Source organism: Paenibacillus sp. P4_A9, assembly GCF_056402415.1.
This window is the reverse complement of the sequence record NZ_JBFUHL010000027.1, coordinates 1-21952: the sequence shown is the minus strand read 5'-3', so window position 1 is coordinate 21952 and position 21952 is coordinate 1. Positions and strand designations below refer to the sequence as shown.

Below are 21952 nucleotides of genomic sequence, written 5' to 3'. Positions count from 1 at the left end.
TTCGAAGTGATTCTCTCCCAAGATCCTCAGTATTCATAATGTTTCCTTATGTAGTTCAACTTAACTGCCAGTTAGTCTAACGAATCAAATTCAAGGAGATCATACGATATTCCCGTTCCCCAAAGATCCCTTTTTCCTTATATCCTCCAATTTCATATCCTTTTTCCTGCAGCTCTATGCACATATGGAGCAAGGATAGTGAGACGGATACCAAGTCAGTATCCGTACTAATGCTAAGTTTTTCTTTCATCCATTCCATTTTTTGTAAGGTCTCTTGATTTTTAATCGTAGCACGTTTTGGGGGGATAGTTTCAGGAACAGCTTTTTCTTGGTCAGACATAGGTATTACCCCTTCCATTTTTTTCTTAATTATAACACGAAGGTCAAATTATGGTCAATTTATGGATATATTACGGATGTAGGAGTAAGTCCTGAGAAAGGTATTATCGAAATGAGTTTTTTTTGGATACATGAAAAGGATATAGACAGGCTATTAACGGGATGGTAAAATATGAATATGAATTTTTTGCCTTTATTGGCGTTACGCAAGTTTTCAAGCCCTATGCTGGCTGTTGTCTATCACAAGAATTTTTTTGTTTTCTTGTGTAAAGAACAGGTAGTATAGGTTTTTTTCTGTGTAAAGAAAGCGGTGTTTAAGCGATATATTTCGCTTGGGCAGCGCTTTTTTTCATATAAAACAAAGGAGGGAAAGAAATGGGTACTATGGTGATCAATGATAGGTTTTGGGCAGGTATTGAGTCAGATGCTTTAAAATCGGAATCTGTTATGCGTTTCGAGAATGAACAGACCCTGCTTCATGCCATTGCTTATCGACCAGGTGCAATCGTAAAGGATGTTCTCGATGTTTTGAAGTCGATGGATGTTCAAACACTGAGGACCTTGTATGAGGAGCTCTACCACTATGTTGCAAGTGACTATGGTTCAGAAGACTTCGATCAGGAGAATTCACATCAAACTATTATGGAAATCAATCGAACTGTAGGGATCAGCCAAATGATTAGGACACTGCCAATTGATCGAACAAGGAGGCTGCTTTAATGAGCCACTTTCTTGGTCTTTCATCAGATCTCCAATCGGATTATTTGCATGATCTCAACATGCTAATTACAGTTCGTATGATGATGGAGAAAGGGTTGCCGATTTGTGAGGACTGGAAAATCGGCGAGAGTATCCTGGAGCAAGTGCTTACGACACTGTTTGGATGGGGAAGAATTGAGGAAATAGAGAATGAAGGCTATTTCATCAAAGTGGAACTATCCGAGGATAACATTTATCGAGTGAACAGCTGCCTTGGCGAGCTTGGGGATGAGTATTCAGGTGAGGCCTTTCCTTTCGAAGTTCACGAGGAAGGCATATCTCTTGAATTCTTTAACTGCAGCATTCCGTTGTTTTCAATATTTGACGAGTTATTTAGTCTCTCTGAGCTAATCGGCAATATAGCGAACAGCACAATGTCAGCAGAAGATCTCAGTGATCGTGTTGCGGAATTGCCGTCTCTTTCTAAAAGAAGGATTAGGCGCGGTTTCATAGGTCGTAACGCACGTATGAGTAAAAAGGTTATGCGGAATTTGAACCGCACTATGTGAAATGGAGGATGAAATATGGAAGCGTTGGTAAAGCCTAAAGGGATGCAAACTCGAATTACCATCGATGAGGAAGGAATCCAAAAGCCGATCGTTGAGCGCGTACTCAATGGAGTTGTCGTTCAGGAAGTCAAAGTGAATGCTGCGGATCTGCAAAAGCAGATGATATATAGCGCAGATACTTGGATGCTTTATTCCTCCATACTTGACGATCCTAAAGCATTTATTAGCGAACTTTTCCGCTACGAAGCTGAAGTAGGGACGAACGGTAATCGCGACGATATTATAGATGCGATTATTGAAGAGCTCTCAGAAGGCTATAGGAAATCGGATGATCAACTCATGCGACGTCTCCTTGGCGTATTGCTGGAGAATGCAAATATCCCACACGTGGATAATGCATCCTACAATAATCTCGTAAAAGCGTTGACGGAAAAGTTAACTAATATCGATGACCCCCATGATCTCCGAAGAATGTTTGAACTGCTGATTGATAAAGTTCATGTATTCGACACTCCAGATCGTGAAACGATCAAAAGCATTTTGGATGCAGCTGTGAAGCATGTGAAGGAATTTGAGTCGGAAGAAGCAGTAAACGACCTATGGACTCACCTTGCAGGTAGGGTCAAGAAAGACATTGTTCTCGAATTTGCCAAGGAACATCTCGAAGACTTGGAGCTAACGACCCCTATTCTACCTCGTAATTGCTTATTTTTTAAGCAATCGAAGAAACGGACGGTTATTGCTTTAGAGGTGGAGCGGGCACGTTGGGACGTTAACTTGAGAGGACAGACAATCGAGCAAGTTGGGCATCCGAAGCTTATTTTCATATTTGAACTAAGCAATCATCGAATCAAAGCGAAGCTTGCGGCGGTCAAGGATGAAGTAGTTACGGAAAAATCTAAATTGTATCGATATCCCTTCTCCAATGTTCATGGAAGTATGGCTTGTTGCTGGGATCATTTCCCGCAACTAAAGGAATTCAGAAATATCGAGTCATATCCGTATATCTTCCTTCAAGGAGAACGGAATTTCGATTTATATGTAGGGGAAAAGAACTATCGTGAGCTCCTGGCAGAATTATCCGGCCAAGACTTTAACGATGAGAAACTCGTTGAAACCGAGATGGTTTTAGCCGACTTGCTATGATTTCGCCGGGTGTGACGACCCGTTTCGAATAAAAGGTCCATCACTTATACTGTGATGAAAATTTATGCACAAAAGGGAGGAAGTTCCGCGGACGAATGAACTGCGGGGCAATTAAACATGGACTTACTAACGATGCTTGGTATTGACGCAGGGGTAGCAGCACCAGTAGTAGAAGCGGGCAAGAATGCTTCTAAGAAACAACAGAAGGCGAATGAAAAGGGTGCTGAGAAAGGTAACGCTAAGAGTGCTAAACCTAAGGTATTATCAAAGCCAGCCATTAGGCGGTACGAAACACAAGCCGATATTCGTAAAATGCTTGTTGGGCTTGATTGGAACGTACATTACGCTATGCATTCGTTCTCTGTGGCCGATCTAGGTAGGCGCCTTGTGGAAATGAATGATCAAGATATCGAGGAAGTAAAGGTAGCTCTGTGGGGTATCGTTCCTCAAGAGGTAAAGGATGACCTGGATAAAGCTCGTCTTGCTAAAGCTGAAGCTGAAGCAGCCATTGCTGCTGGCGGAATTGCGGAAGGGGCAAGCGAAGGGACTTCTGAAGCAGAAGAAGAGGAAGATGAGGAACTTGAAGTTGATGAGGAAAATGATGAAGTTGTACAAAAGAAATCAAATCCTCCATCAACAAAAGAACCGAAAATTCCGGAAGTCCAAGAAGGTGAACTATCCGTTGATATGCTACGACTTGCGCTCGCTCTCGACTATTTCGAGTTTGCCAATGAAGAAGCCGTTGCGTGGCGCATCGATAAAGAGAACAAACGACTAACTCCTTCGATCAGTGCTGGCAAGATGGGCAATAGCTTTCCCGCTTATCAAGCATTTCACTGGAAGCTAAGCGATTATGAAAAGGCTCCACTAAAGCCTATCAATTATGTCGCAGGAAAAGACGGTCGTATCTATGAAGTTCGGGAGAACAAGCATCTTAGGGTTACGGTGGCTGCGGGAGTTGTACCAGCGCTTGAGAATGTCACAGAAGGGGTTTCGTTTAAAATGAACAAGATCCCTGGAGTTTTTCTGAAACAGACGCTTGATTTTTTCAAGCACTTTGTTGCAGAAAGACGTGAGGCACTCGTATATGTGGCTTGGAACCGAACAGCCGAAGCTTATGAGCTGCATTGTCCCGAGCAATGGGCAAATGTTGTTAATGTTGAAGCTGAATATCCAGATGATCCGGAGCGGGATATTGTTCTGATCATGCACTCGCATCATGTGATGCCGGCTGTATTTTCCCGAGTAGATGATCGTAACGATAAGGCGCTTTGCGTCTACGGTGTCTTTGGGTCCTTAGATAAGCCGACAATTGATCACAAATTTCGTGCGGGTTTTAATGGGCAGCATCATTATGTGAACATAGCAGATGTATTTGACGTGGAAATTACCAATTCGGCATGCACGTATCCGCCAGGATGGATAGATCGCGTTCATCAGTATGTATGAAAGAAGGGGGCGTCCGCAATTGCGGAGGTCTCTATTTTCTAATTATGAAGAGGAGGAGATTCCATGCCAGGAATCATTCAATTTAATAAACGTATTAATCTGCAGTTTGTCATTATCGGTTTAGGAGCAAACGGTTCCCATTTTTACAGAGGACTTTGTCAAGATCTTCGAACACACTTGATCGCATACCAAGAAAAAAAGCATAAACGACCGTTTTTCTTGGAACATATTATGTTGGTAGATGGAGACAAGGTTGAAAAAGGGAATCTAGGAAATCAAATTTTTGAACCAGAAGAGGTTGGCCAATATAAGGTACAGGCGCTTGCAGAGCGTTACGGTGAATTTTACAGTATTGAAACATTCCGACGTACGGACTATATTGCCGATGTTTCTGATCTTAGCAGTCTCTTAACGGATCCAAGTAGTGGCGATAGCAATACGATTTTTCTTCCTGTGCTTATAGGCATGGTGGACAATCATGCGACAAGGCAGATTATGGATGCCTATTTCCGTTCTGAGGAAACACAGACACTCTTGTATATCGATGCTGGTGTTCATGGCGTTACACTTGATAGGTGGAACGATGCTAAGCCAGAGACAGGCAATGGCGGTCAAATCGTGGTTGGACTAAAGTACAACGGAAAGATCATTTTAGAGCCAGCTGGCAGCCTATATCCTGAAATTTTAACGGATACGGAGTCTAGGATTCCAGGTTGCGGTGAAGCAATCAAATCTGCACCCCAACGCTGCGCAACCAATAAAATGGCTGCACAACTCGCAAACAATATTATAAACACCTTGCTTACAGAGAAGGCGATCCTTGTTCATCAGTCCCTTTTCGACGCTCGTTTATCTGGGGTCAGACCTGAATTTGTAGGCATGGGTCAGCAAGAATTGTTTGAGGAAGCCATGAAAGATAGCGCATCTTGTAAACAAACTGCCGACAAGCCAAGCTTGCCAAAGCGACTTGTAAGTCAGGGTGAAGGATCTAATCCCGATCCTGTTGAGGACGAGCTTGATGAGGATGAAGATGAGTATGATGAAGACGATCTAGAGGATGACGACTTGGACGATGACGATGAGGAGGAAAACCTATGACGGCGATTCCTGCAAGCTGGTTGTCACGCCAGGAACGAGTAGAGGTTGTAAAATGTCCTGTAACAACCAAGCCAAAGATATGGCACTCTTCGTCCTATCGAGCTAAATGTCAAGATGGTAGTCTCGTACTTATCGAACGCAAGGATATTCTCTTGGAAGAGGAGGAAGTGCTAATTGATGAATTAGCACGAATTTTAAAGACCTATAACAATCCGCAACGCTCCGATCGGTACAGTCTCATTCTGAGACAGCTAATGAAGAATGAAGTACCATTCTATCGGCCGTTAGAGCAGAGACTGTCCGAGTCAAAATCCAACCAATTGTTACTTAGTATGATGTAGTTGGAACTAGGAGGAGAAATATAACATGTATTCAGTGATACATTGTTTTTGCTGTGGTGACAAATTGATCATTAAAGGAAAATTCCGTGATCAATTGTGCAAAGATTGTGAAGTCTGGGTTAATAAAAATAATAAGTAGACTCTAGATGATGACGATTAATGTCTATAATTAAAGGGTTAAAGTTTCAGTCGATATGTCCAATCAGGATGTATCGACTTTTTTTTGTTTTGACAAAAATCTATGTACCCATTCTATGGAACCGTACTAGGGATATCCCGGGCATGCTATCTTTCACCTCAATCACACTCTATCATCACAAATCCCTATTACTTACATGATTTAGGGAAATAAGTTATGATGATTCGGAATACGTATTATATCATCAAAGCGAGGTGTGGAGCATGGAAAATCAGGTTTCGAAATCATCAGAAATTCGTAGGCTTTACGACTTGGGAGTGCCGGTTGCTGAGATTGCAAGAGAATTGGGGATTCGGTATCAATTCGCTTATAACATTACAAACAAATACAAAAGTGGGGGAGTTCTAAAAGTAAAAAAAAGCACAGATGGGAAGAGTGTCGTGAACGCATCCCGCAAAGAAAAGAAGATTGGCACGCGAATGTTTTCCAGAATGAACTACCAGGTTGTGCGTGGCATGATGGAATTAATTACAACCCAAGACTTATCCTATGCAGACTGGTCAAGCATTAAAGAGTTTTTCGGTCATCGCTGCGCCTATTGTGGGGTATTGGATACCGGTGACACTCGCAATGGATTGGTCGCGGATCATCTGATCCCAGCCTCAAACAACGGTGATTATATGATTGGAAACGTGGTTCCAGCTTGCCACGATTGCAATGATCGTAGAGGGAAGAAGCCTTGGGAACCGTGGTTGCGTCAATTTTATCCAGTTGATGCGGAGACAAGGGTTAAAAGTATATTACGTTATTTGCAGAAATATCCATACACTCGTAATGAAAGGCCTGAGGAACGATTATCCAAAGCGGACCTGCAAGAGTACGAATCCATTATGAGTGAATGGGGACTCTTATGGCAACGGGCAAGAGTTCTGCGTGACCGAATAACCAGCTCTCAGGTCTAATCTTCCTCTGTCCTTTTTTATTTCCAAAATATTCATCATATGCTATGATCAATACAAGAAACGATCTTTATTTTACGCAAGTCTGAAGCCCTAGTGGCAGAATCTATCAAGGCCGAGGTATGCCCTCACCTAAAAGGATTCTCCACTCAGGGCTTCTTTTGCGTGGAATTGAGTCGTTTACTTTTATGTTTATGGAGGTTTTTGCGATGCAGGAACAACATATCGTGCTGGATATGACTTTAGAGAAGGAGAAAATGCTTTTAGCGGAGTCGGAAAGATTCAGGAGGCAGTTGATTGCTGAGGGCATTGTGAATAAGTCGATAGAATATGAGTTATCACTTTGCCGAGATATTCAAAAGGGTGTCCTCGAATCTGTATTCATGGTCGATCGGTTATGGAAACTTGAATTTTGCTCTGACCAGAAGTTGCAGAGTATAAGCGGTTTTGAAGATGAGCATGCCTATAAACAAATATTTACCAATGGGCTCATCGATGCCGTTTTTCATGTCAGGGATGATGGTTCAACAAAGTTTTTGTTCATCAAAGAATCGAATATGAATGAGATGACGATTGATCAATTGAACAGAGAAGGATTTCGGCTTCGGCAGGATATTGCTGATAGTTACGCCGAATTACATGAGGGATGGGAAACTATTTTTCAGAGCGGAGATGTATTCTCGCGTTTTTATCGACGTACCGAACATCTGTTCATGTATATTGGTCCGTACATCCCTAGTGATGTAGAACGACTAAAGTATGAACGATTTATGCTATCTGCTAACCTTTTGGAAAGCGATTGTCCTCGTGAGGATATGTGTTTCGGTTCTTTGGCAAAGTATGTTTGGACAATTAGTCAAGATTTCCTTGAGTTGGCCAGGCAAAAAGAAGCCACAATCTATACTGTCTTTGAAGGTCACCGAACATTTAGAATAAGAAAGGGATTTTGGATTAATCAATCAAGGGGCTATTTAATGGCAAAAGAGCAAGTAGACATTGGGGAAGGCTTCTTGGTTCATGAACCAGAAGTTTAAATTCCATAACTATTACTTTTATTGCGGTGTGGTTCATTGAAATTATGTGATTGAAAAGTGAGGTTGAACTATGTCAGAAGGAAGTATTCAAGCGGATATAAAAGCAAATTATCATGCGTACTTATCAGAGATAAAAGATGACCTAGATCCAATTCTGAAACAGTTACGCAAGAAGGATGAATTATCTGAAAAGTGGAGAGGGAAGGCATTCTTTGGTCCGATTACACAGTTCTTCTCTGCTGCCGGTAAATTAAAGTTTCTTGCGAAAGCGGGTTCTTGGCCATTCGTGAGCTCAGCAATAACATCAATTGGATTATATGTTGCTAATGTACCAAAGTGGCTCCTTTATTCTGGTGCTGGTGGGGCTTTGCTTATTGCAATCGTTATTACGTATATGGTTTTTGTCTCGAAATACGTATCGAAAATGACACGGCTGGGAAGTCCAGAATTTCATTTAGGGGCTTTTAAAGAGAAAAAGCCGGCAGATTTCAAACTCTGGAGTACATTGTTAAACCGTGATGACTTTACCTTTAATGGACTTTACGACTACATAGGGAGCGTATTTTCCCAGGATCGAGAGCATGCTGAAAGCGTCGAAGCAGTAACGAATTACTTCAGGGGGATTACCGAACAGCAGCGTAATGATTACCGCGAAACTGCTGAGAGATATGAGCTGAAAATCGCAGAGTATCATAACGTCGTAGGTATCTTGGATGAGGATATTGAACGTCTTGAGACAGCGATAGAATATCTTGTCTCGCTTATAAAAAACGTCAATGTTTGTCTATACCGGCAGTCCAATGAAGTTCTTACGCTTGGAGATCTCGATTTTTTTGCAGGTTTTACTCTTTACGAGCAGAGAGAGAGACTGCTTGTAAAAATTGCGGACAAAGGAACAACTGGTTCCTCGCCTCAAACTCTTAATTTAGATGATGAAGATTTGAACGATTATGCTGCGGTAGTTGTGGCAAAGAATAATTTAGACGCGCCTTATTACAATAATCCGTATCCTGGTCGGAGCGTAGTCGCGTATCGGATGCGCATAGGTACAAAGGTTTGGGTGTGGAACTTCCACTTCGATGATTCAGATGAAAAAGCCTTGTCTATGACTTTATCTAGTGATATTATTGAGATAAATGAGATATATAGACTTTTTCATGCCCTATGTCTTATGATTGATAGGGATCGTGAATTCAGAACGGAGGCCCCGCATGTTAACAGAAGCGAAAATATTCAAGGTTGATACTCACCTTACACAACGTGAGATTAATGCGAACCGACGCAAACATCGGGAGCATATCCTCAAGCAGCTTGAGCAACGAATTGAAAAGATTGATTCAGATGATCATAAATTAAAAGAGAAAGCACTGGGATAATCCAGTGCTTTTTTTATGTATAAATTCATATGCTCCTTGGTAAGGATAGGAATAGTTCTGGCCAGGAGGGCAAATATGAAGAAGAATGTACTTTCGTTTATAAAGAAGCCGCAAAAGGTAGAATTGAAATCAATAGAGCAGTTGATGAAGGAACGCAAGGCGAAGCGAGCTGAATTGCTTCGGAAACTGGATGAAAGACCGAATCGTCTTAAGTAATCTCGATGTACAATATCTTCCAAATGGAGGGTTGTAGTGGTATAATCATCTTTAAGATGCTCTGATCGGCTGCGTATGGTTGTGCCTATTGTAGATGCTCTACTGTTATGAAGAGCAGCAAGAAGGGAATCTGTCGACCTAGAAAGATTATTTCAATATTGATACGTATCTGCCGTCGTTCTGCGACGGCTTTTATATTTTCTTTAGATCATTGTAAGGGGGGGATTTATATATCACGAACGAATCCATTCATGTTGCAAGCACAAGAGCGTGAGAACCGGGTAACTGAGATAATGGTTCATATCCTTGAAGAAACCGCTCTCGCTTCTCGATTTGCTGATTTTATTTGGAAAGATCAATTACTTTCTAATGAACCGGTTATAATGGGGCTGGAGTGTGAAAAGCTCCCTTTCGATGTGGATCATGCGATAGTTATTGGATTAAGTAGAGACGCAATACCATATCCCTCCACATCGAAGAAAACAGGTGGAAGACCCGATGCCTATTTCTGTTTCAGAGAAATCAAAAAAGTTATACTTCTGGAAGTGAAAATAGCTGCAAATCCTCTGGAGGAGGACCAACTTGAGCGTCACTATGGGATATGTAATGCATCAAATAGAGAAAACTACGAAACCATAACTTGGGATGAAGTTTTATCCTTTTTCCGGGAGCAAATGAGTATGACGGAAGAAGGGAGCAAGAACCAATATCTCCTGAAAAATTTCCTGGAATTCGCTAGATTGGAATCGCTCGGTATAGAAGCTGATCATGAATCTTTTTTTGCTAGATTTGGTAGGAAAGAAGAGATCGTTAAATGCATACATAATCATTTTATTTCCAAAGGGTTCATTCCTGGATTTTACAAAATAGCGGATCCACGAACTATGGAATATCGAAAAATGGGAACAAACTCAAGTTATGCTGCAATCGACCTTATACATAATAGAATCATCTATAAATTTAGGAAACCTAAATACAAAGAAGAAATGGAAAGACGCATTAAGACTTATTTTGGTAGTAATTACATAGGTACACATTTTGATAACCCGACACAGGCAAATGTTCCAATAGATATGATAACTGTAGACAATGTACAGGATGCTATCGATCTATTTAATATAAGTAATTCTTATCGTACCTCGAGGGAGAAGAGAGGGGGGGGATAGTAGTCCAGCGACTGTGAAAAGATATGAAATGAATTATTTCAACGAAATCTAATTGTACAATATCTTCCAAATGGGTGTGTATTATGATATAATCCTCATATAAATGTGTATGACCTTGTTGCAAGCCGAAAGCCCTATGTGGCGGAATTTTGTGTGTTAGCCTTATTTTTCATGGCTATCATCCAAGTCCAGCTATATAGGGTTTTTTTGTGTTTGCTGGCTTGCACATCTATGAAAACGAAGGAGGGATCCCAAATAGGGACGCATATGAGACAATTACAGGATTTGCTTGATGTAGTGAAAGAACAAGGTATTTCAGAGGATACGGTATGTATCCAGGCTTCAGAAGACCATACCCGCTTCTCTGTTATAGGACATCTGTTAGTTCTATTAGGTATGGGAACAAGCGAATTAATGCAGCTAACTGGTAGTGTAAGTGAGATGCTTACTAATCCTCGAAACAAGTATGAAGTCAAGGCAATGTGGCTGTTACTTGAAGCCGGCTATTCCATGTTGGACCTACGGCAATTTGAACGATCGGGGAAGAATGGAATCGATAGGGTTATGGCAGATATCTACGCACTCATTGATGAATCCATGAACATTAATGCTGTGAGAACGAGTGAGTATGGATTGCTCATCCGAAAGATGGTTCAGTCTCGTAGAAAGGGCGTACCAGATGAACAGATGACCAGACTTAATGCAGGTAATTTTCCAGTGAATATTTTCCTCGAGTCAATGGGTAGGTCGGAAGAGAATCTGAATAGCGATGTCGACTTTGTACTTACGTGCGGTATTATCGAGGATCCTGAGGACCAGCTAGTATGTGAAGGCAGTTTCAGATAATAAGTGCATATATGAAAAAGGGGGTTGTCGCGAATGAAGTTTTGCCTTTATGAAGCCAAAAATGAACGGATCGTACACGTAGAAGATGATATCATGGCTGTTATTTCGGCGAGAAATACCCTAGGGTACTCTAAGGATATATCGGTTCTTCCTTTGATAGTGAAGAATGAATACGATGCGTTTCCCGCTTCATATCGCGGTGAGGTTGGCGGTCGATTTTATTTATTGTACGAGGTGCCAGGTGCATTAGAGAAGAGATATGATACGGTTATTGTCGTAGAGCGTTATGAGGATGCTGTTAAGGAAAAGCAATATCATATAGGGATAAAAGGTGCCTAAATTTAGGCGCTTTTTTCTTTTAGGGAGGGTTTCTAACATACATGGAATTCAAGGATGAACTCCGTTTAACTGGTCAGCAAAAGCAAAGGATTTACAAGAAATTTTTGAAAGTCGTCAAAGCACGTGATTCCCATTTGATTGATAAGGCACTATATGATTTTCTGCATATACGTAGCGGTTTTATTGCACATTACAATATCCATGGATTCCGTGAGTATTATGAGAATCTCTCAGGAATGATCGATCTGCTTGAAGAGTTACTCCGGCATCATTACGAGTGGGGCGTCGGTTCTTACACTGACATCGGTAATGCGTTAAAGGCAATCGCACGTGAGATGTTGCCAGTCGTTCGAGCCGAAGCAGAAGAAGAGAAGAGACAACAGGAACTCGCAACACTGCAGAAACTTGCAACTAAACATGGCTATCATGTGGGGACAGCAGCGGAACAGTTGTCTTCTTCTGACCGAGAATTTCAACTTATTATGAGTTCTTCAGAGCAGAGTAAGAAACGAAAGAGAGATGTGCATTGCGAAGGGCAACTACTCTTGTTGGTTTGATTCAATTTAAGTTTATATATATGAATATTGACAAGGGAATGTTTACTCATTCCCTTCTTTGTATTTAGGAGGAATAGGTACAAATATGATAGAATAGGGAAATATAGGAAGCTGGATTAATTATCTTTTATTTTTTATTTTAGTTTTAAGTAGTCTTAATATAAACAAGTAGAGGTGGTTTCTATTGATGCGCGATCAAGATAAAAAGGGATCTACAGGTTCTACAGGCGTATTACATGGCGACATGGGAGAACTTTTACAGAGATCGCATCAGACAAACTACATATCGAAATTGCAGTCAACATACGGTAATCGTTTTGTGACTCAATTGATGAGAACAAGTTCGAACATACCTGGAGCAGGAGATCAAAAGATTCAGCGAGGATTTAAGACCGATGCATCGAAGAGTAAGACTAAAAAGTTGAAAGATGAAGCCAGAAAGAACGGGAATGAAAAAATGGTACATTCACAACACCATATCATTCCGCGAGAAAAGATGGCGAAGATCGCTAAATATGCCAAAGATGACAATTATGACATAGTTAAAAATGATAACAAAGATAACAAAGATAACAAAGATAACAAAGATAACAAAGGCAAGAAAGGTAAAAAAGGTAACACAAAAAAAAAATCAGAAGATTCAGAACCAAAAAAATTTGAAAAAATAGTGAAAGAGCTTTACAAAGATTTATTGAATTTAGAGAAATCTGAAGCCGACACTTCGAGTGCAATGGAGAATTTGCCTTTTAATTTGACACCGGGACCGGATCCAGCGAATTATCTAAATAATCCCGGTGCTGCATATGACCCTCAGACCAAGAAAATCGAAAAAGCAGATAATGAGATCGAGGCAGATTTTGGATTTTCATCGAAGCAACTTGCTGATCTGGAATACGATTACCGCGAGGATACAGGGATAAGTGAAGCTCTCCTTGGTATATTAAATCTAGTTAACACAACAGGGCAAAGGGACGACGCGTTTTGGGTTGAGATGAGTGAGAAATTTAGTGAACTAGGAAAAGCCGCTTCAATTGAATTCGATGCTGATGAATGGACGAAAAACGGAGATGAGGAAAAATACACACGTAAACGCTCAGGGTTGAATATAACAAAAGATAATAATAATGTACTTAGAGGGTTGCTGCAGAGAGAAGAAGCACCTGATGAAGTGATTGATATTGAGATCCCAAACATAAATGGGATCAAATTTGATATTGAGCCGATTGAATTCAAACATATCCTGGAGCGTCACTGCCTTCAATATTTCCAAGGTGAAGTAAAAGGGGAGAATTCTTTTTTCCCAATTCATATGAAGGCGGATCAAATTAAAGATTTAGTCACAAGGCAAGTACAAGAGAAGATTGGTCCGTATATAGCATCATTTAAAAAAGAACTTGATAGCGAACTCGACTCCTACGGTTATAAGGAACATAGTATAGTTGGTAAAGACATTAGACTTACGTTCTCAGATGGTGAAAGCTATATTTACTTCTATGAGATTAAATTGAGTGTAGATCCAGAGAATGATGATATTGAAGGTTATGCAAAGATTATGACCTATGCTCCTGAAGGTCCGAATTCGATTCATATACCTACACAGGTACTGGAAGAGGCTTGGAGTACAGAAAATGAATCTCAGTCCGAAATCACTAACTGATAACGGCAATTTTGTGAATTGGATAAAAGAGGAGTGAAGCAGTTTCTTTGACAGAGGTATAAGTGTAAATCTACCATTTCGAATTATTGTATTGGATACTAAATAAAAACGACTGATTGTATGTTTCATATCCTACGTAAATGTGGTATATTTAACTTATAAATTTGTATTACCTTACGTGAAGTCTAATGCCCTAGCGGCGGAATTTATGAGAACAGGTGTAGTCTGCTTGTTTCCAATGATTCCTGCTGCCGGGGCTTTTTGCTTTTTGCGTAGGAAAACTTATATGAGGAGGAGATTATTTTGAATCTAAAGTGTACTTGTCGTCGCAGAAGTAGGTAAACGTAATGTTATCTATATACTACAGTGAACCTAAGTCCATATTGTATGAACAAGGAGCGGGTATTATATCGGCTCTATTTTTTTATGTCCAGGAGGAATGCTAGATGGCAGAACGCTTGATTGAGACTAAATGTGAGAAGTGCGGAAACACTGTTACCATCGACTTGGAGAACGCTACATTCGATGAAGCCATGAAATGGGCTGCTGAGATTGACAAGAAAGCAATGTCTTGTCCTAGTGGATATCATGTTGAAGTTAGCGGATGGCGAAAATGGTGGAATCTAGACAAGATTATTGCCAAATCGTTCACCGCAGACGAGAAAAAAACTGCCAATCTGGTCGTAAGTAAGCTTAGGATCACGGTTGGAAAAAGCACCTTTCATTTTTTTAATTCTGAAGGTGCCTGTAAGTTTTTATCTGGGTATGCAGATGGATTGAAGCAGCAGAATCGTCCCCTTAATGTCATTGTAAAGTTGGAGAAGCTTAACCATAGCGGAAACATACTACAATCCATTGAGGAAACGATTAGCGATCTTCTTACGCCAGGACTTATCATCGGTTAATCAATATATCTTTGCTTTAACTCCTAGGTGGGAGTATTTTATGCCCCCCACCTATTGGAGGAGGGGCAAGGAGGATGTTATTTATGTGGGAAAAGTTAACCCAAATGTTTCGGTTTCTATTTATTGAGTTGGAAGAAGAGGAAACTGAGCTTTTAAATTATCGTCGCAGTAGGTTTATCATCATGGACGATGAATTAGAATTTAACGTATAAGGGTTCGTGAGCCGTGGCGTTTGTCGTCCATGGCTCTTTATGTTTAATAGGGGGTAGATTGTCTTGATCGACTATAAAGCTGAGGCGAGCAGGCGAGTCCGTAGTTTTTTAAAGAAGGCGCGGCGCCGGCAATATATTCAAACGGTAACTGGATCGCGGAGTCAGGTCATACGTCTGCACGATGATAACTTGTGGCTGAATCCGAAAAGAGCGAGTTCACCAAACCAAATTTCGTGGAAGCGATTGGTGAAGGCAGCGGCGTATGTCTACTATACGCGAACTTGTGTAATCAAAGATGTGGAACGCTTCTGTAGAATGAGCTCCGCACTTTTTGGTTGCTTAGTCGAAATGTTCTCGGACATTTCACGGGTTACTGAAACCAGAACAGGCTTACATAGACTGACTATTTTAGGGATTCGTGTTTGGCTCTCCGGAACGGAATCGCATCCAAGGGACCTTGCTTTAGCTGCTTCACGCGGCGCGCGGTGGGCTATGTTCAACTATTTATACCTGCGAAAACAAAGTAATAGTAATTGGCGAAGGTATAAGGCGGAAAACGGAATCGAAAAGCTCTTCATAGATAGCGGAGGCTTTCAGTTGATGAATCAGTTTAGTTTTGCCAAGGTGAGGGCATGGGAGTTGCGGGACTGCCCGATCGATATCGAGGAGTATGCTGCTTTCTTAAAACTTTATCAAAAAGAATTCTTTACATGGTCGAATCTCGATGTCCGTGGAAATGATGCGTTATCTACAGCACATTTTGAATTTCTTTGTGATGAAGGTGTATGCCCGATGCCAATTTGGCACATTGACTCATCACCGTTCTCTTATCTGGAGGAAATTCTGACAAAGGTGGATCCTCCTTGTGTTGGTATAGGTGGAATCTTAACCATTAGTTCGTGGAAAAAAAGGTACGAGTTGTTAAGTGAAGTTTTCGATCGATATCCGGATATATCTTTTCATGGATTCGGTGTGTGTGATCAAAACTTGCTTAGGTTTCCATGGCATAGCGTGGACCTAACTGCGGCAATCGTTGCACCACGGAGGTTTGGTAAGATGATGACCTATCAAGGCCAAGTTTCAAAGGACCCGAACTGGGATTCCTCTCGTGCGATACGCGAAAGTTTAGATTTCGTCGTGAGGCTGGAAACCAATTATTATGGCGAGTTTCAAGGTCAATTATTTGATTAAATATGAGCGCAAGCGCGCAGTAGAGGGATACGATTATGTGGCATCTAGAAATACCTGCTGCCTATTTAATGTTAGGTGGTGTGGCTTTTATCATCTTGCTTCCTTTAGTAGTCGCAGGACTAATTAGTCGGCACTTTCGTAGGGTTGGCATACACTCAGATATGGAGTCTACCATTGCTGATCTTGAATTGCGATTGTCTTGGTATAGGGATAAGAGTAATACTTCTCAAGTTTCGACTATCCTAAAACCTGATAAACACAGATCGACCGAAGAAGTTAGAAAGACTGATGTTTCTAAGCCTTTGGTAGGTGAAGAAGAAGTTGCCGAACAACAGGTATTTCGAATTACAACTACTCTTAAACCTGAAATACAAAAAACGACTGAAGACGTTGAAAAGATTGAATTACCGGAGTCTTTGATTAGTCAGGTTGAGGTTAATGAACCAATATTAACCGTACAAGCCGAAGCAATCACTGTAAGCGTAGATTCCAACGAATTTGCAAGTAACATAACAAGTGAAATTCAAGGCCAGAACGAGCAATCCTATCTTGATGCACTTTCCGAAAACCAAGTGAAAGAACATGAGAATATGGAGCAGAATCAACTTGAATTCGATATTGATGAGCAAAACACGAGTACAGGATCTATACATTTCACGCCTCCCAAAATTACCGAGATGCAGTTTGCAGCTGGAGCAAACCCAGAATTTTTGAAGAAGCTTGGCATTTTTACACATTCGAATGAAGTGCAGCTTCCGGATAATGTAATACGTTTTCCAATGGTTGCGTCAACACCAGAAGAAACACTGGAGCAAGCGGAGTTTGATTTACATTTGGAAGATGTCAGCAGCGATCAAAAAAAGGGTATGCATTGGGGTCATTACCGAATCGCTGAACGATACGATGAAGGACTCGCAAGTTGCATAAATATTGAATCCGGTGATCGAGGTGTGTTCGATCATAGTACACTAGCAAAAATCGATTCGAATGAGATCTTTACTGCGATAGTGCACTATAAGAACAATTCTCGTTATGTCTTGGGTCTATGGCCGGGACAGCATGATATTTCACGTAGATACGAAGAATACCAAGAAGCTATGGGAGGGTGAGCGACCGCTTGCCTTTCCTCTTTTCAAATGATAGCTTTGAAGGAATCATCCTCTAGGACTAAAGTCTACCCTTAATAGGTATGAAGTCTTGACAGGTGTCATTTGGAAATATATAGTGATCTCATAGTCGTATGTGTGTATTGTGAATACATAGAGAAAATTTTTCTTGTAGAAAAATGACATATATAAGGATGTGTATTTTGATGTTTAATCATTTTTTCTTTCTGTCGAGTAGCGATGCTGCAATTAATGAAACCGTAGAGCATTATGTATTGCTCTCGTTATCCATCGCCCAAAAGTGGGGGGTAATCGCCACTGTAATGGCTGCCATTATGCTATGGGGTATGGGAAATATTTTTAAAGTACGAAAAAACGTGAAAATGAAGCAAACATTCAATTTCTGGTCAATCGGTATGTCTTTCTTAGCCGTTGTGTTCACAATCGCACCCTATTTCTTAATGCATTTTATGGAGTCGAAATAATAGAAGGGGAGAGGTGTTGAGGTATGGGTGTTGTCATAGATTTGATAGAGAGACGGAAACGACAACAAGAATCTGAATCAGTAACTGTAGCGGAGCCAGCATGGAGCAAGAACAATGATAGATCGGAAGTTGATACATTTCATGAATATGTTTTGAACTCTGAAGTTTGGTTAAATGACGGGCACTGGGAGACGATCTATGAGGGATATCCATACCTTCCTCCTGCAGCTCCGCCACGGAAAGATGCCATATGGTATGTAGGGGGCGAACATAAGCATTTTGGCGTATGGTTGCTGAACCAGAGCGACAATCCCGTTGAAAAAGTGGACGGTCATTTTGGTTGGAACCCGCTCGTTAGAAAATCGGTAGCACCTCCAATTGAACCCGTTAATATCAGTGATGTTTCAAAACGCAAGAATATAGCATGGATAGTTAATGAGAACGGGTATGGCCAGTATGGAATAATCATGGATAATGGTTATTTATGGGTACCTGCTCCTAAACCGGAAGCATGGATTACCCCAGTATAATAGGAGTGTGTTACCTTTTACACTAAGTTATCAAAGGAGGAATATCTGATGTTAACTGCGCTGCTTCCAAACGGAAAAATTATTCATGCTTCGGAATATTTGGATGAGAAGCATGGTTATTCGCTCTATTGTATAGATCCTCAATGCAAGGCGCCGGTCATATTTGTCGGCGCTTCTCCTTCGTCTGAAACGAAAAGAGCAGCCTATTTTAAAACGGTTGGCAAAGATGTTGATAGCAAACACACGGAGAGATGCGGATTTTATGAACCTCTTGACATAGTTGAGGCAATTCAGAAGACTGCTCTTTATCAGAAACAGATTCTGGAATCTGAAGGCGTTCCGAAACAAATCATTAATCTGAATTTGAAAAGGCTTGATCCGGACTACGTTCCGAAAGAGCCGATTGATCGAAAAGAAAAGAAAGAAGAAAAAGAAGATAAGGTGAAAGTGAAGGACGATAAAGAGGCGCTAGGTAGCATAGGTTCACTTAAAAGCATAGTGAAGTTGATGATATCGTATGAACCGGACATCTTAGCTACTATTTATTTTAATGTTGGGGGAGGAAGGAAGTTTCCACTGTCTGATGTGGTTATGAGTCCCGATCGAGCCTACGATCTACTATGGCAAGACATGGCGATCCCACGTATGCAGTATTTCGTATATGGCAGGGTTAGTGAAGTTACAGCTTTAGAAAAGGTAACCATGATTGATATGGATATTGAGGATGAAGAGAAGCCATTTACAATCGTCATATTCGCGGATTACTATAAGCATTTTTCATATAACAAGAATGATCTCATTGGTAAGGAGTTCCTAGTATTTGGAGATCTGAGAAAGAATACGTTCAAAGACATAAATAAGGCACAAATTGTTATCAAGTCTTCAGATTATCTTGAGCCGATCAGAACGAAGAAACGCAATCTGTGAGTTGTAACATGAAATGTCGGTGATTGGAACATTAAATGTCGTTGAATTTGATGTGACGTAGCTCGTACCTTGTTGGTATGTGAGTAAAGCACTATGTATATTAGGGGGAACGAAATATTGTTAAATATCTTTGATTCAAGTTTTCTCTCATCGCCAATATTGGTTGGGGTTATTGTTGTCTTAGCTTTGGGGTTCCTTGCCTGGAAAGTTATTTCAAGAACATTCCGCAAGGTCCTAAGTGTTATTTTTGCAGTTGCAACTATTATTAAGTTCATTAATGTATTTGCAATCTTTCAAAATTAACTAACAATTGTTAGCTTAGTGAAATGTATATTACCTTAAATAATAAAAGTTCTTTAGAAACGGAAGAATCTCGTGTTACGACTACTTGAATTTAATGACAGTAATTCTTGTAATCACTTTGTGTTATTTAATACGCTTTAGAAGGAATGGTAGTAGGTTTAACGAATATTACAGTATCAACCCTGTTATGAAAGGTGTTTTAGCATGAACTTTTGTCATGAATGTGGTGTGAAATTAGAAAATGAACCTAATTACTGTCCTGCTTGTGGAAAAGCACTTAAACAGCAAACAGCACAGATGCATCAAACATCCACTTTTGGTGAAGAGGGAGATTCCACTGTAAAGACTAATAACTCACCACATTGGAAAGGGTTAGGTTTGTTCCTTTTAAGTTGGATAGTTGGAGGTTTAGTGCTTAGCTTTATAATTGCTCTGCTCGGTCTTGGTGGTGCAACCGAAAGCATCGGGCCTGTTGTATGTTTCATATTAGGTATCTACTTGTGGTGGACTTATGTTTCAGACTATCGAGCAAAAGAGAAAAAGATGATAGATAGCTAATGTTCGAGCAATAATGTGAGGACGACCATACGAGAGTAGGATAGGGCAGATTGAGATGAAGAATTATTTAGGTGTCCTTGTAGTGGGAGCAGTTCTAATTGCGCTATTCAGCCTTCTTGTGTATCCAACATTGTATTGATATGAACATACTTCAGGTTTTTCAGGTACTGGGTCATATATTGTAAAAATCAAATGGCTGAATGGCATACCGAAATATTAGTCTTACAGAACGGAGACCGACCTGTGCCTTTCGTTGGTAAAAATTCCTCATTGTATTGGTAGAGACGGCTGACCATTCGTGGTTGGTCTTTTTTTAGAATATTTGGGAACAAAAATTCTAATTATGAATTAAATTGGTAGTCCTGATTTCTAAAACAGAAATCGAGGGCTTTTTGTGGTGTATCACTTGAAAATGGTAGAGAAGTACGTTAGAATAAAGTTAGTTTTTCAGGTGATTAAGTTACACCATTTCCACTTTTTGTGGCAAGTTTACCTCCCTATGGGCTGGCATTTATGGCGACGGATCTTTTTCTTATTGAAAATCATCTATCGGAAAGTAAAGAAGTTGTACCTATGCGCAAGGAAATACCATTTTTAACATTATGTACAAAGAATCATTTTCTACTTATTTACAAAGTATTTTTACCCAACCCTATCATCAATGTATTTTTACAAATTCCTATCTTCAAAGTACTTTGCCTAACCTATTTTTCAAAGTAGCTACGCATATCTGTACAATTGTGGTTAATTTTCTTTGAATTAATCTCATATCTCGCAAGCGACCATCTATCCGTGTTAATTCACCGATAAATGGTCTTTTTTTATTTTCAGTGGACTTTATTGATCGAATAGGTAAATGTTACAGTTCCTGTCATGCCACCGCAGGACCTAAAGATCCAGTCTAGTACATTATTTTCTTCATTCTGCTATTCTTCCCCAATAATAGGTACAAGAACCTCTCTAAGAATTCGCTCATAAGTTAAAAATCTGTCTTTCTGAGATTCATCAATAACTATTGCTTTGCATGATAAATTTGATAGACTCAATCCTCGTAGAAGCAGCGTATCTTTTTTAATAAAACTTTGAGTAAGTTTGTTACCATTTTTAGGATTAGATGTGCAAAACAGTTTTAATGCAGAAGTTTGGATGGAAGCTTCGCAATGTTCTATCAAACGTTTCCTTAAGGTAACATTCGTACCTTGAGCTTTACCAATATAGAGTACGATTTCTACTTCATTATCTAAATAAGCAGGATTGAAATCCCTTTCCCATTGTGGATTCACCCTTGGAAGAAGAAAATTTATTAGTTTACCTGAAGAAGTCTTAATTGGATTGGGAGATTCGGCATTATTAGTTTCGAACTGCATATGAAGAGAGATTCTCTCGTTCCATTTTGCAATCAACAAGTTTGGATCACATGTCGCTGACCAAATATAAAGACCTCTTGAATCTGGATAATCTACTAATACTGATTCGATATCGCTTTTGGAAGTTACGGCAAACTTTATTGATGATGTAATCAAATCGTCTACAATCGGTTGAAGACGACGTTTATAACTATCTAATGTTTCTTGATTAATTTCCACTGTCATGGTTATCCCCCCATAGATAATACTTGTATAGATTAAGAAAGTTTCAAGTTTCATAGCAACGGTGGTAATTACAAGAAGTCATTTTATCAGCAGTTAAAAGCGGCCTCAAATAGAATAAAAAAAGGTTGTAATTTAAGATTTCTAATGCAAGGTCTAGGGAATGACCGCAAAAAAGGGGAAGATCGGTACGAAACCTTCCCTTATACCTTATAC

26 protein-coding genes are annotated in these 21952 nt (G+C 40.2%); 24 read left to right on the top strand and 2 right to left on the bottom strand.

Annotation, left to right across the window (positions count from 1 at the left end):
* Positions 1 to 76 precede the first annotated feature (76 nt).
* The gene (locus AC1DVJ_RS17595; RefSeq protein ID WP_477592535.1) at positions 77 to 340 is read right to left on the bottom strand and encodes a hypothetical protein; all 264 of its coding nucleotides are present in this window, start codon (positions 338 to 340) and stop codon (positions 77 to 79) included.
* Between the two features lie 374 nt (positions 341 to 714).
* Here AC1DVJ_RS17595 and AC1DVJ_RS17590 point away from each other — a divergent pair, with 374 nt between their 5' ends.
* The 24 genes from AC1DVJ_RS17590 (at position 715) to AC1DVJ_RS17475 (ending at position 20147) form a co-directional block, all read left to right on the top strand.
* Positions 715 to 1059 (top strand): hypothetical protein, encoded by a 345-nt coding sequence (locus tag AC1DVJ_RS17590; protein ID WP_477592534.1) that lies wholly within the window; start codon positions 715 to 717, stop codon positions 1057 to 1059.
* A complete protein-coding gene (locus AC1DVJ_RS17585; RefSeq protein ID WP_477592533.1) occupies positions 1059 to 1607 on the top strand; it encodes a hypothetical protein in 549 nt (182 codons plus the stop codon). Before AC1DVJ_RS17590 ends, AC1DVJ_RS17585 begins: the two co-directional genes overlap by 1 nt.
* 15 nt (positions 1608 to 1622) lie before the next feature.
* Entirely contained in the window at positions 1623 to 2753 is a 1131-nt protein-coding gene (locus tag AC1DVJ_RS17580) for a hypothetical protein (protein WP_477592532.1), read from the top strand.
* Between the two features lie 117 nt (positions 2754 to 2870).
* A complete protein-coding gene (locus AC1DVJ_RS17575) occupies positions 2871 to 4202 on the top strand; it encodes a Mov34/MPN/PAD-1 family protein (protein ID WP_477592531.1) in 1332 nt (443 codons plus the stop codon).
* 63 nt (positions 4203 to 4265) lie between these two features.
* On the top strand, positions 4266 to 5300 hold the full coding sequence (locus AC1DVJ_RS17570) for a ThiF family adenylyltransferase (protein ID WP_477592530.1): 1035 nt from the start codon (positions 4266 to 4268) through the stop codon (positions 5298 to 5300).
* Positions 5297 to 5641 carry a hypothetical protein gene (locus AC1DVJ_RS17565; RefSeq protein WP_477592529.1) on the top strand — a complete coding sequence of 115 codons (345 nt, stop codon included), beginning with the start codon at positions 5297 to 5299 and terminating at the stop codon, positions 5639 to 5641. The genes AC1DVJ_RS17570 and AC1DVJ_RS17565 overlap by 4 nt, the downstream gene beginning before the upstream one ends.
* Before the next feature lie 402 nt (positions 5642 to 6043).
* Positions 6044 to 6742, top strand: coding sequence for an HNH endonuclease (locus AC1DVJ_RS17560; RefSeq protein ID WP_477592528.1), 699 nt, complete (start codon positions 6044 to 6046; stop codon positions 6740 to 6742).
* Between the two features lie 206 nt (positions 6743 to 6948).
* Positions 6949 to 7773 carry a hypothetical protein gene (locus AC1DVJ_RS17555; protein WP_477592527.1) on the top strand — a complete coding sequence of 275 codons (825 nt, stop codon included), beginning with the start codon at positions 6949 to 6951 and terminating at the stop codon, positions 7771 to 7773.
* A gap of 70 nt (positions 7774 to 7843) precedes the next feature.
* The gene (locus AC1DVJ_RS17550; protein WP_477592526.1) at positions 7844 to 9016 is read left to right on the top strand and encodes a hypothetical protein; all 1173 of its coding nucleotides are present in this window, start codon (positions 7844 to 7846) and stop codon (positions 9014 to 9016) included.
* Complete coding sequence (locus AC1DVJ_RS17545; protein WP_477592525.1) at positions 8985 to 9149, top strand: hypothetical protein; 165 nt, start codon at positions 8985 to 8987, stop codon at positions 9147 to 9149. Before AC1DVJ_RS17550 ends, AC1DVJ_RS17545 begins: the two co-directional genes overlap by 32 nt.
* Before the next feature lie 75 nt (positions 9150 to 9224).
* The gene (locus AC1DVJ_RS17540) at positions 9225 to 9365 is read left to right on the top strand and encodes a hypothetical protein (RefSeq protein WP_477592524.1); all 141 of its coding nucleotides are present in this window, start codon (positions 9225 to 9227) and stop codon (positions 9363 to 9365) included.
* Between the two features lie 251 nt (positions 9366 to 9616).
* The gene (locus tag AC1DVJ_RS17535) at positions 9617 to 10531 is read left to right on the top strand and encodes a hypothetical protein (RefSeq protein WP_477592523.1); all 915 of its coding nucleotides are present in this window, start codon (positions 9617 to 9619) and stop codon (positions 10529 to 10531) included.
* A 267-nt stretch (positions 10532 to 10798) separates the two neighbouring features.
* On the top strand, positions 10799 to 11377 hold the full coding sequence (locus AC1DVJ_RS17530; RefSeq protein WP_477592522.1) for a hypothetical protein: 579 nt from the start codon (positions 10799 to 10801) through the stop codon (positions 11375 to 11377).
* A 33-nt stretch (positions 11378 to 11410) separates the two neighbouring features.
* Complete coding sequence (locus AC1DVJ_RS17525) at positions 11411 to 11716, top strand: hypothetical protein (protein ID WP_477592521.1); 306 nt, start codon at positions 11411 to 11413, stop codon at positions 11714 to 11716.
* A 41-nt stretch (positions 11717 to 11757) separates the two neighbouring features.
* A complete protein-coding gene (locus AC1DVJ_RS17520) occupies positions 11758 to 12273 on the top strand; it encodes a hypothetical protein (RefSeq protein WP_477592520.1) in 516 nt (171 codons plus the stop codon).
* Between the two features lie 187 nt (positions 12274 to 12460).
* Positions 12461 to 13930, top strand: coding sequence for a hypothetical protein (locus tag AC1DVJ_RS17515; protein WP_477592519.1), 1470 nt, complete (start codon positions 12461 to 12463; stop codon positions 13928 to 13930).
* 446 nt (positions 13931 to 14376) lie between these two features.
* Entirely contained in the window at positions 14377 to 14835 is a 459-nt protein-coding gene (locus AC1DVJ_RS17510; protein ID WP_477592518.1) for a hypothetical protein, read from the top strand.
* An 83-nt stretch (positions 14836 to 14918) separates the two neighbouring features.
* Entirely contained in the window at positions 14919 to 15047 is a 129-nt protein-coding gene (locus AC1DVJ_RS17505) for a hypothetical protein (RefSeq protein ID WP_477592517.1), read from the top strand.
* 63 nt (positions 15048 to 15110) lie between these two features.
* Positions 15111 to 16238: a hypothetical protein gene (locus tag AC1DVJ_RS17500; RefSeq protein ID WP_477592516.1), complete on the top strand. Its 1128-nt coding sequence runs from the start codon at positions 15111 to 15113 to the stop codon at positions 16236 to 16238.
* Positions 16239 to 16273: 35 nt separating this feature from the next.
* Positions 16274 to 17347: a hypothetical protein gene (locus AC1DVJ_RS17495; protein ID WP_477592515.1), complete on the top strand. Its 1074-nt coding sequence runs from the start codon at positions 16274 to 16276 to the stop codon at positions 17345 to 17347.
* A gap of 203 nt (positions 17348 to 17550) precedes the next feature.
* Positions 17551 to 17829, top strand: a complete 279-nt coding sequence (locus tag AC1DVJ_RS17490; protein WP_477592514.1) for a hypothetical protein — start codon at positions 17551 to 17553, stop codon at positions 17827 to 17829.
* 23 nt (positions 17830 to 17852) lie between these two features.
* A complete protein-coding gene (locus AC1DVJ_RS17485) occupies positions 17853 to 18359 on the top strand; it encodes a hypothetical protein (RefSeq protein WP_477592513.1) in 507 nt (168 codons plus the stop codon).
* Positions 18360 to 18407: 48 nt separating this feature from the next.
* On the top strand, positions 18408 to 19286 hold the full coding sequence (locus AC1DVJ_RS17480; protein ID WP_477592512.1) for a hypothetical protein: 879 nt from the start codon (positions 18408 to 18410) through the stop codon (positions 19284 to 19286).
* A gap of 507 nt (positions 19287 to 19793) precedes the next feature.
* Positions 19794 to 20147: a hypothetical protein gene (locus AC1DVJ_RS17475; protein WP_477592511.1), complete on the top strand. Its 354-nt coding sequence runs from the start codon at positions 19794 to 19796 to the stop codon at positions 20145 to 20147.
* 926 nt (positions 20148 to 21073) lie between these two features.
* On the opposite strand, the gene AC1DVJ_RS17470 is transcribed toward AC1DVJ_RS17475, so the two are convergent.
* Positions 21074 to 21739: a hypothetical protein gene (locus AC1DVJ_RS17470; RefSeq protein WP_477592510.1), complete on the bottom strand. Its 666-nt coding sequence runs from the start codon at positions 21737 to 21739 to the stop codon at positions 21074 to 21076.
* Between the last annotated feature and the right edge of the window lie 213 nt (positions 21740 to 21952).